The organism is Moorena sp. SIO1F2 (assembly GCF_010672755.1).
Classification (GTDB): domain Bacteria; phylum Cyanobacteriota; class Cyanobacteriia; order Cyanobacteriales; family Coleofasciculaceae; genus Moorena.
In genome coordinates, this window is record NZ_JAAHFV010000250.1 from 1 (window position 1) to 9799 (window position 9799).

The 9799-nt window shown below is 39.3% G+C and carries 10 protein-coding genes and 3 pseudogenes; 5 read left to right on the forward strand and 8 right to left on the reverse strand.

The window, feature by feature from the left end; genetic code table 11:
- Window positions 1-202 precede the first annotated feature (202 nt).
- The gene (locus F6J94_RS23895; protein WP_293044746.1) at window positions 203-3271 is read left to right on the forward strand and encodes a DUF4407 domain-containing protein; all 3069 of its coding nucleotides are present in this window, start codon (window positions 203-205) and stop codon (window positions 3269-3271) included.
- A gap of 12 nt (window positions 3272-3283) precedes the next feature.
- On the opposite strand, the gene F6J94_RS23900 is transcribed toward F6J94_RS23895, so the two are convergent.
- Together F6J94_RS23900 and F6J94_RS23905 are read right to left on the reverse strand one after the other, a co-directional pair.
- On the reverse strand, window positions 3284-3490 hold the full coding sequence (locus F6J94_RS23900) for a hypothetical protein (RefSeq protein ID WP_075899041.1): 207 nt from the start codon (window positions 3488-3490) through the stop codon (window positions 3284-3286).
- Complete coding sequence (locus tag F6J94_RS23905; protein WP_330359427.1) at window positions 3487-3777, reverse strand: DUF433 domain-containing protein; 291 nt, start codon at window positions 3775-3777, stop codon at window positions 3487-3489. The genes F6J94_RS23900 and F6J94_RS23905 overlap by 4 nt, the downstream gene beginning before the upstream one ends.
- 335 nt (window positions 3778-4112) lie before the next feature.
- Here F6J94_RS23905 and F6J94_RS23910 point away from each other — a divergent pair, with 335 nt between their 5' ends.
- From F6J94_RS23910 to F6J94_RS23920, 3 genes are all read left to right on the forward strand, one after another.
- Window positions 4113-4247: a hypothetical protein gene (locus F6J94_RS23910; protein WP_269086991.1), complete on the forward strand. Its 135-nt coding sequence runs from the start codon at window positions 4113-4115 to the stop codon at window positions 4245-4247.
- Between the two features lie 50 nt (window positions 4248-4297).
- On the forward strand, window positions 4298-4552 hold the full coding sequence (locus tag F6J94_RS23915; protein WP_143727581.1) for a hypothetical protein: 255 nt from the start codon (window positions 4298-4300) through the stop codon (window positions 4550-4552).
- A gap of 100 nt (window positions 4553-4652) precedes the next feature.
- Window positions 4653-4931 carry a hypothetical protein gene (locus F6J94_RS23920; protein WP_075899039.1) on the forward strand — a complete coding sequence of 93 codons (279 nt, stop codon included), beginning with the start codon at window positions 4653-4655 and terminating at the stop codon, window positions 4929-4931.
- A gap of 12 nt (window positions 4932-4943) precedes the next feature.
- Here the strand turns inward: F6J94_RS23920 and F6J94_RS23925 are convergent.
- Window positions 4944-5099 (reverse strand): annotated as a pseudogene (locus F6J94_RS23925) (IS630 family transposase); the annotation flags it as partial.
- Between the two features lie 247 nt (window positions 5100-5346).
- A pseudogene (locus F6J94_RS23930) lies at window positions 5347-5680 on the reverse strand (transposase); the annotation flags it as partial.
- On the opposite strand from F6J94_RS23930, the gene F6J94_RS23935 reads away from it, so the two are divergent.
- Complete coding sequence (locus F6J94_RS23935) at window positions 5604-5957, forward strand: hypothetical protein (RefSeq protein WP_293044766.1); 354 nt, start codon at window positions 5604-5606, stop codon at window positions 5955-5957. The pseudogene F6J94_RS23930 and the gene F6J94_RS23935 sit on opposite strands and share 77 nt — an antisense overlap.
- Here the strand turns inward: F6J94_RS23935 and F6J94_RS23940 are convergent.
- The 4 genes and pseudogenes from F6J94_RS23940 to F6J94_RS23955 all read right to left on the reverse strand — a co-directional run.
- A pseudogene (locus F6J94_RS23940) lies at window positions 5864-6346 on the reverse strand (hypothetical protein); the annotation flags it as partial. The gene F6J94_RS23935 and the pseudogene F6J94_RS23940 overlap by 94 nt on opposite strands.
- Window positions 6347-6669: 323 nt before the next feature.
- The gene (locus F6J94_RS23945) at window positions 6670-7791 is read right to left on the reverse strand and encodes an acyl-CoA dehydrogenase family protein (RefSeq protein ID WP_075898734.1); all 1122 of its coding nucleotides are present in this window, start codon (window positions 7789-7791) and stop codon (window positions 6670-6672) included.
- A gap of 95 nt (window positions 7792-7886) precedes the next feature.
- Entirely contained in the window at window positions 7887-8069 is a 183-nt protein-coding gene (locus tag F6J94_RS23950; protein ID WP_330359494.1) for a hypothetical protein, read from the reverse strand.
- 139 nt (window positions 8070-8208) lie between these two features.
- Window positions 8209-9799 (reverse strand): pyrroline-5-carboxylate reductase dimerization domain-containing protein (locus F6J94_RS23955; protein ID WP_293044763.1); only part of this gene is annotated, 1591 nt, incomplete at its 5' end.

The following is a 9799-nucleotide window of genomic DNA, read 5'->3' on the forward strand; positions in this document are numbered from 1 at the left end:
TACAGAACATACGGGTGATATCCAAACGCGATAGAATATTGGTCATACCTGGCTCAGACTCAATTGCTTCAAATCTAGTCGAGCGCCTTTCTTTCACCTTTGTGCAGTTCGTCCAACTCACGTTACAATAATAACGATTAAGGTAGCGAAAGAGTATTTTTTTTAAAATTCATTAGTTAACTAATTAACTAAATTTGTTGTTATGGCAATTGATCGGGTACCTGGCGTTTATGTAATCTCTCAAGATGAGGTTGGAATTGTCTATAAAAAGTTTGGTAGTCCTTTACCATCTAATCGTCAAATTGCTCTTAATGGAGAAATGGGTTGGCAGGTTGATACTCTTGCTCCTGGACGACATTTCCGCTCTAGGTTGACCTATAAAGTTTTCAAACAAAAGGCTATACAGATTGATAAAGATGAAATTGGATTAGTAACAGCCAACGATGGTGCTTCTCTTCCCACAGGTAAAATGTTTGGTAAAGTTGTCGAAGAATGTGATGACTTTCAAGATGGTCGTGCTTTTATCAACAATGGTGGTCAACGGGGTAGGCAGTTAGGTATTTTAAGAAATGGTATTTATCGGATTAATACTCAACTTTTTTCTGTTGAAATAAGGCCAATTATTCATATTAATGACTATGAAATTGGCTTAGTAGAAGCGAAAGATGGCAAGCCACTTCCGATTGGAAAAACCTTTGGTGATGCTGTTGAATGCAACAATTTTGAGGATGCTCAAGCATTTATTAATAATGGAGGATATAGGAGCCAACAGTTAAAGATTCTTACTACTGGCAAATACGCAATTAATACAGAACTTTTCAAAATTAAGAGAGTTGAACTTATCAAAATTGGAGTTAATGAAGTAGGGTTAGTGGAAGCAAGGGATGGTGAGCCACTTCCACTTGGTCAGAACTTTGGTAAAGTTGTTGAATGTGGCACTTTTCAGGACGCTGAAGCATTTATCAAAAACGGCGGTCAACAAGGGAACCAATTAGCAATTATTCCTCCTGGAATTCACTACATTAATACAGAGTTGTTTAAAGTTCGCAATGTCCCAGTAATTAATATTCGCTCAGGGGAGATAGGGCTAGTTATTGCTCAAGATGGTGCTGAACTACCACCAGGACAAATACTAGGTAAAGCTGTAGATTGCGAGAATTTTCAGAATGCTGAAGCCTTTGTCAAAAACGGTGGTCAACAAGGTAAACAGCGAGCAATTATTACTGAAGGTTACTATAGAATAAACACTGAACTATTTACAGTAGTTACTACTGACAATGCCAAGCAATATGGACTGAATCCAGAACAATTAAAAGTTTACAGAGTTGAATCAGGTAAAATTGGTATTGTTACCACTTTTGATGGTAAGCCCTTACCAGGAGGGGACATTGCGGGAGCAGTTATTGAGGGACATAATAAGTTTCAGGAGCCACAGGAGTTTATTGATAAAGGTGGCTATCGAGGTTTACAAGAAGAATTTATCGAAGAAGGTTTTTGGAGTTTAAATCCTTGGTTTGTGGAAGTTGAACAAGTTCCTTTAACTAATATTAAAACTGGAACAGTTGGAGTTTTAATCTCAAATGTTGGTAAGAATAGCCAAGCAAATCAAGAGCAAACTACTTATGGTTCTCAGTTTAATATCGGGTATAAAGGGATTCAGAACATACCAATAGAAGCTGGAACACATCCTATCAATACAAGAGTGAAAAGTATAGTAATAGTTCCTGTCCATGAAATAACTTTGGACTGGAGGACAGATAAAAATAAACCAGCAACCAACTACGATTCTAATTTGGAAACCTTAAAGCTTCGCTCAAAAGATGGCTTTATTTTGAATCTTGAAGTCACACAGGTTATTAATATTTATCCCAAAAATTCCCCTAAAATGATATCTCGTGTGGGTTCACCAAATGCTAATAGTTATAAGCAAGTTGAGGAACAAGGAGGAGTTCTTAGCTGCTTGTCTAATGGTGCGGTTAAATATAGCTCCATTAAAAACCTTGTGAATAGGGTATTAGAACCGATGGTTGATAATTACTTCCGTAATTCCGCTCAAGAATATAATGTCTTAGACTTCTTACAACAACGGGATCAAATCCAGGAACGAGCTACAGAACATATCAAAAGTGCTCTTAATGCTTATGGTGTTGAAGCGGTTGGTACTTTTATCAACGAAATTGGCTTACCAGCTGAACTTCAACACCTAATACAGGCTCCAACAATTAAAGATAATTTAAATTCACTAGAAAAATTCTTGCTATGGTCTGCTGGTGCAGATCATGATATTTTGGCACAAAAAGAATGTTTGACAGAACGATATAAATATACAGCAATTGGTACCACGGTTTTGCTAACATCAACAACGGCTATTTTTTCCGGTGGTTATGCTCTTTTTACAGTATTCGGTTCTGTAGCAGCTTCTTGTGTAGGAGGAACTTTTTGGAGTTTTATAGTTTTTAACTTAGATCGTTTTTTAATTTTAAGCTCTAAGAGAAAACAATCGGATTCAAAGTTGCCATTTATTGCAGCAACAATTCTTCGATTAATAATAGCATTATTATTAAGTTTTGTGGTTGCTAAGCCCCTTGAATTGAGGCTTTTTGAAAAAGAAATTAACCAGAAAATAAAACAAAATAAAAATGAGATAAGAGAAGAAAAAATTAACGAACCAATAAAAGAATTGGAGCAAGAAATTAAAGCATTAAATCAAGAAAAGGACAAGTATAAAAATGAATGGAAGGACGCCGAAAATGCAGCTAATGCAGAAGCAGAAGGTACACAGGGAACAGGCCAATTTGGAAAAGGAATTGTTTATCAAGACAAACGAAATTATGCAGATGAAATAAAACAAAAATTTATTGAATTAGATAAGAAAGTTAAGGATAAAGAGGAAACAATAGATAAGCTTAGGCAAGAACGTAACCTGATTTTGCAGTCACCAGACAGTAACTTAGAACAACTGAAAGAACAAATTGACAAAGAATCAGATGGCTTCTTAGCCCGTCTTGTTGCTTTAGAAGAACTATCTAAAGACGATCCGAATATTCGTAATATTAATTGGCTAATAACTGCCTTATTCGTCACTATTGAAATCTCACCTATATTAGTTAAACTTTTGTCTGGCAAAGGTCCTTATGATTATTTACTTGAACAGAAAGAAAGTCAGGAAAATTATAATGAATATTTCCGCCTTAAAAAAGAACAAAGACTTCTCTTATCTGAAGAATTATCAAAAAAATACATGAAAAAAATTAATGATTTTGAACAGTAAATTAGTAAGGATTCAGGTCTCGAAAGAAGGGATGAGGGAAGGAGGTTCCGTTAAATGACCCGATTGAGCCATGAGAGCTTGCTCGTTCGCGTAGCGTGACCAAAGGTCAAAGAAATCCATCACCGACCGTTGTTGAAAACGACAAGTTTGGACTGGTCCCTGTTGACGCACTAATTGAACAGTTAAAGGAGAGACACCCATATCTGCTAAAAACTTCATGCTGCACTTCCACTGAAGGGACGAACTTGCTCACTAGCTAAAAATGCTGCATACAGAAGACTAGCTTTAATATCTTCTGCTTCTAGATAGGGATAAGCTTCAATAATTTCGTTGACATCCATACCGTCGGCTACCAAACTCAGTACTAGAGATACTGTAATCCTCATGCCTCGAATACAAGCACGTCCTCCCATTATTTGGGGATCAAAGCGATGCAGCAAGGGAACAGGGGAGGCAGCGCGGTCTTGGGGGTTCCCCCCATGAGCGACTGCCGTGGTTTCCCCCACTCGCGCTTTGCATCAAGACAGGTAATGCGTTCAAATACCAGTTTATTATCTGTCATAGCTCACACCTTGTATAGTGGTTTTTAATTGAGTGAGGTACTTCAGTCCTGGGTTTTAGGGAACAGCGGATCTGGGAACAGGGAACAGAGAAGAGGCAAGAGGAATCCCCCCTAACCCCCCTTAGTAAGGGGGGCGGGCAAGAGGCAAGAGGGAAAAAATCCTGTGTACCTCATTAGGCTATAAATTGCTGTATTTTTCTTCACTATATTAGTAATTCCCTTACTTGATGGGATCAGCTCCGCTAGTGCCGTAGGCGATCGCAATTCCAAGAGCCCCAGATGATTTCCTACGATATTGTCGGGTGGACGGGTGAGTTTTCGGTGCGTTACACTTTGTTAACGCACCCTACAAGATGGGCGATTGACCTTGGCCTTGGCCTTTGGGCCACGCTACGCGAACGCACTTTGGAGTAATGACTTCCTAGTCAGTATTGCCAATTCACAAAGCAACTCACAAAGCAACTATGAAAAAACCAACCTTAGATGCAGCCTCTAGAAAACCGACTGAAGAAAATCCCGAAGAAATACGCCAAAAATTTACCGCTCTTGCTTCCCAAGGTCGTCAAGAAGTAGAGGCGTTATCCTCGACTGTCGAAATGTCAAAACATCCCGCTTATCAAGAAATCATCAAGATGGGAGAAGGGGTAATTCCTTTTTTATTGGAAGATTTGCAGCAAAACCCGCTCTATTGGTTGCCTGCTTTAGGTCAGATTACCTAAGAAAACCCAGTTCTGCCAGAACAACGGGGAAAAATCAAACTAATGGCTCAAGCATGGTTAAATTGGGGAAGACAAAAGGGTTATATTGCTTGAGTTTTTCATGGGAGAAGCTATACACTTAGAGTTACGTTTTCCTAATTTAGCGCGGACTCAATATACTGTTACCAGTCCAAAATCCCAAGAATATAACTGTTTTGCTTGGGTGGCTGGCGATCGCGAAAGATGGTGGCAACCTACGCCAGAATATCAGTTTTATTGGGTTGAATGCGTACCGAAAGAAGAAACATTATCTGCCTATATTCAAGCCTATCAAACATTGGGTTATACACCATGCCAGAGCGAGTTTCTAGAGTTTGGTTATGAGAAAATTGCGCTATAGCAATTCTCATATTCATGAGGTACAGTAACAGCAGTGAGTAAACCAATTCCGAATATCTTCCTTAGTGACTTTTAAGATGGCATCGGCAATCCCCTCTATTAAATCTTTGTAAGTTCTGGCTTTAATCTTTTTCAAGATTGCTTTGACTTTTGACCAAAAATTTTCGATGTCTTGATGCAATAGCGAGTGGTTTGTTCGCGTTCGCCTTTGGCGTGGCCTACGGCCAAGCGTCGGCTACGCCGAAGTTACCGTTTCGAGAGGGTCGCCTTATTAAAAAATATTTAACCAAAGGTGCGCTTTCCGTAGGCGAATTAAATTCGCCACGGGTCGCACCTCTTTTCTGCATAACCTGCTGACATTAAAGGCTCCACTCTCTAAGGTTTCGTCTCCGGGGAAACCCCCAAGACCGCGCTGCATCGCTTGGTGAAAACTCGGGAGAATAGGGGGGTAAATAAATCAGTTTTGCTCCCGCTTGTTCAATTAATTCTCTAACCATTTATCCTTCATGGATTTTAGCATTATCCATTATTATACAGGCATTTTTACAGAAATAAATTAGTAACTAAATTTTTAGCAATAACTGCTTCAAAAGTTACTCGATTAACTCCTCCAGATATATTACTAGATGCCACGACTTTTTATAAAGATAAAGCACCTATTACGGAGATATTTTTGCCTCAGGCTCTTTTCAGTGGTTTTTTACCTCTGGCTCTTTTCCCTTTTAAGGCTCTAGCATACATCCTAACCATTGTCTTGATGCAGTCGCTCATGGGGGAAACCACGGCAGACCGCGAGTGGGGGAGACCACGGCAGTCGCTCATGGGGGGAACCCCCAAGACCGCGCTGCCTCCCCAAGACCGCACTGCCTCCCCAAGACCGCGCTGCATCGCTGCTAAATTTACTCCCGATTCATCTATTAAAATCAAATATTATGCCGGGATATCTCGGATATCTGACCAAAACTTTAGTCGTTTTATTTGGACTATTTCTGACTCTTTTTCCGCTGCATATAATGTTGTTTTTTAAGTATAATCGAGTTGTTTGATTAGTCTTGCCATCGTGGCTCGACTTACGCGAATTTGGATCTTTATTTCTAGTAAATCACAAAGTTCAACTAACGTAGCATCATTATTTGTTTCAATTATTTCTCCCAAATCTATTAATTGCTCGACCCTAAGTTTGCGTGGCGGACTTACCCCTTGACGTTGCTGTGCGACCCCGGTCGGGAAACCCGACCTAGGGAATGCGCACCAAGAGAGGGGTTTAATATCTCCGGTTTCTCGATGTTGTTTTAGTAATTTTTGAATAAAGCTTTTGGCTACACCAAAACGTTGAGCTAAGTTTCGGATTGATAAATTTTATTTTTTATGGATTTCTAGAATTTTTTGCCGAAAGTCAAGAGAGTAAGGTTTCATCCGAAATTTGTATCACTAACTATCTAATCTATTTATTAGTGTACCTCATAGCTATGAGAAACGCTATAGCACTAAGAGGATATCTGAAAAGTTTTTTTATACTGAATTTTGCCCCCCTAGCCCCCCAACTTTGGGGGGAATAAGAGTCAATTTGCTTCTAAAAGTCCCCCAAAATTGGGGGATTTAGGGGGCTTGGATGTAGCAAATGAGACTTCTCAGACAACCTCTAAGATGGCAGATTAGGAAAGATTAGGACGTATAGATTTTCTTTGTGTTCTTTGTGGCTTTGTAGTGAGTTCTCCTCGTGTCCTAACACCTAATACCTAATTCACCAACTGAGCAAGAGTTGCTTCCATAACAGCCCTTGTTTGACCTAAGACTGTGAACACCAATGCCTCACGATATACTCGCTGTGCGCCATGATGTCGGTAATTAGCGGCACCACTAGAAACAGTAACTGCTGCTGCAGTACAACGTTGCGCTAAATTAATTGCCCAAGCGCGGAGTTGTAGCCGTTCTTCGCAAGACTGAGAATCAGGTGTTAGTGCCGCCATCATTGCTGATTGACAACGTTTGAGTTCTTCGTTGAAGGCATCAAATGCTTGCTTGATGAAGGGAAGTTGTTTAGTCTGGTAAACAGCCTCTATGATATCGAGACCTGCTCTAGTATTGCCCAAGCAGTCAAACCCGTGATTCAGAACATTCTTTCGATCGTTCTCATGAATTGCACCAGTGGGTTTAATGAAGACAACACGCTCTTCAGGTAAGAACCAATGAGTAAGCTCTGCCGTAACGGTATTGGTTGAGGACATTGCCCCTAATTCCATTGGCTTACTAAAAGTAATTGCTCCCCCAGTCTCTTGCATGGTTTCAATAAACGGCAACATACCATAAACTGCCCGACCATCGGGAAGTGTTGCACCCAAAATAAAATCTTGAAAGAAACCAAAACCCGTTACCCAAGGTACTTTTCCTTCTATCTGATACCCACCTGCTACAGGAATAGCTTTAACCATTGACTTGCCTTGGCGTCGCAGATGGGAAAAGCCAATGCCAAGCAACACCTGTCCTTGGCTCATATAAGGCAGATATTGCCACTTTAAAGATTCATTGTCAGTGTTGGTGAGGAATTCTCCTGCACTTTGGTGTTGGGTGTGCAGAAATGCCAACGCACCAGAGTAACGGGGAATGAGCTGCTGGAAGTGGCGAAAGGTTAGCTCACTAACTCCAGTACCTCCCCAAACCTTAGGAATCTGCAGTGCCAATAAAGAGCGAGCACCCATTCCCTGAAGTGCCGCTCTTAATACTTCTGGATTATCATCAATTTCTGACGCTACTGGTGCAACAAATTCCCGGAGATAAGACTCAGCAATTTCTAACAGCGCTTGTTGCTCATCTCGATTACTCTCTGTGTTCTCTGTGACTCTGTGGTGAGTTCTACTCATGTCCTAACGTATTCCCATAGTGGTTAAAAACACCGAACTCGGGATGCTTTAGGAGCATCCCGAAGGGTATGCACATCCTACAATCAGTAAATCACCTAAGTAGTAGAAGTGTTAATCAATGCCTGCTGTAGGCGGATTTTGTCCCTACCGTGCTGATGGAAAATCACCCAAGATTCAATGAGATCGGGACCGTGAACATCTCCAGTGAGTGCAGCACGGAGCGATCGCACGAGGGATCCTTTTTTCACTTTCTGCTCTTTAGTGACCTTTTTAATAATCTGCCCAGCCTAATCTGCACTCAGCTGTGACAGATCACTCATAGCATGAAGGATGGCTTGCAGTACTTGTGAAGCACCTTCAGCTTGTAGCCGTTGAGCTGCTTCTTCACTAAATTCGACTCACTCAGTCAAGAACATCCTACTCATATCTACTGCTTCTGGCAAGCGATTCAGACTCAGCCCAATCAAGTATCCTCTTAAATGTGCCATCTGAATAAACCATTACTTCAGAAGGTAACTCTTTTCCTGGGAAACCTGAAGCCATTACTATTCCATAAGCCCCTGTATTTCTAATTGCCAGGATATCTCCTTCTTGTACTTGAGGTAGTTTTCTCTCTTTGCCTAAAAAGTCTGATTGCAATACAGTATTGCCTCTTATGTCATAAGTTTCTGTCTCTCCTGTTTTACCAACAGCCTCAATTTCGTGGTATGCTCCATATATTCTTGGTCTTGGAAATTCTCCGAACCCTGCATTGATTGATATCTGCTTTTTACCAGTCAATTGTTTAACATTTGTTACTTTGGCATAAAGTGTTCCTGCCGTTGCTACAACCGATCTACCAGGCTCTATTTTTAATTTTACATCCCTTCCAAGATGGTCTGATAATTCTTTTGTTAATCTTGAATAGTATTCTCCTATTCCAGCAAAATCAAATTTTGATTCAGTTTTTCTTCCAGGTACGCCAAAACCACTTCCAAAATTTACATATTCTAAATCTGGAAATTGCTTTGCACATTCCATCAAATAATTTGAAGAGTGTATTAAAGGTTCTGAATCTAAAATATTAGATGCGAGATATCCGTGTATTTCATTGATTCTACATCCATAATCTTGAGCAATTTGTTTTACTCTTGAAAAATAGTCTTGAGGTATACCTACATCTGAATCTTTTGGGGAATTAGTATAACCTTCAGGAAGTTCGATATCTTCTTTCATTTTAATTCTAATTCCAAAATTACCCCCTGCATTCAATTTACAATATTTCTCAACCTCTTCAACTGAATCCAAATTTACTTGCACTCCTTCTTGAACTAATCTCTCTAAACTTTCACTATCCAAACCAGTTGAAGTAAAAGAAATATCCCCATTACTGAATCCCACTTTCTTAACTAAATCAAGTTCGTGTATAGAATTTATTTGAACAAAGCCTCCTAATTGTAGGATTTTCCTTAATACCTCGCTATTACTATTACACATAACGGCATAATGTACCTGTTTATTTTCATAAGGTATTGAATCTATGATTAGTTCAAAGTTTCTTTTAATCTCATTTTCTTCATAAACATAAAGAGGTGTTCCATTCTCATTAATTATATCTAAAATATTTTGATTATTCAATTCATATTTACCACTCCATTCTAATTTGACTGATTTCATTCTTCCAAGTAATTCATCTGATAATCTCTCAATTGGGAAATTTTCAGAAACAAAATTAACTCCGACTCTACTTATTCCTCCTTTTGTACAAACATCATCTATTACTCTAAATCCAAATTCTTTTAACAAATCAGCAGTCTGATATAATGCATCAAAAATTATTTCTCTACCTTTCTCTTCATTTATTCCTTTTTTTGTAATTGATGTCAGATATCCTCTGATAAATTCAGAGATTATTGCAGGAGAACAACTTGCAAGATGCGTATATTCATCAAGATGTTCTTCAGGGACACAATAGACATTAGCAATTTGTGACAAATCTAAATAAACTCTTTCTGATTCTTGAGATTTA

Bases quoted from the DNA above. Each gene is read 5' to 3' on its own strand.
- F6J94_RS23945 (WP_075898734.1), bottom strand. From the start codon at position 7,791: ATGAGTAGAACTCACCACAGAGTCACAGAGAACACAGAGAGTAATCGA.
- F6J94_RS23900 (WP_075899041.1), bottom strand. From the start codon at position 3,490: ATGAAGTTTTTAGCAGATATGGGTGTCTCTCCTTTAACTGTTCAATTA.
- F6J94_RS23910 (WP_269086991.1), top strand. From the start codon at position 4,113: ATGATTTCCTACGATATTGTCGGGTGGACGGGTGAGTTTTCGGTGCGT.
- F6J94_RS23920 (WP_075899039.1), top strand. From the start codon at position 4,653: ATGGGAGAAGCTATACACTTAGAGTTACGTTTTCCTAATTTAGCGCGG.
- F6J94_RS23895 (WP_293044746.1), top strand. From the start codon at position 203: ATGGCAATTGATCGGGTACCTGGCGTTTATGTAATCTCTCAAGATGAG.
- F6J94_RS23915 (WP_143727581.1), top strand. From the start codon at position 4,298: ATGAAAAAACCAACCTTAGATGCAGCCTCTAGAAAACCGACTGAAGAA.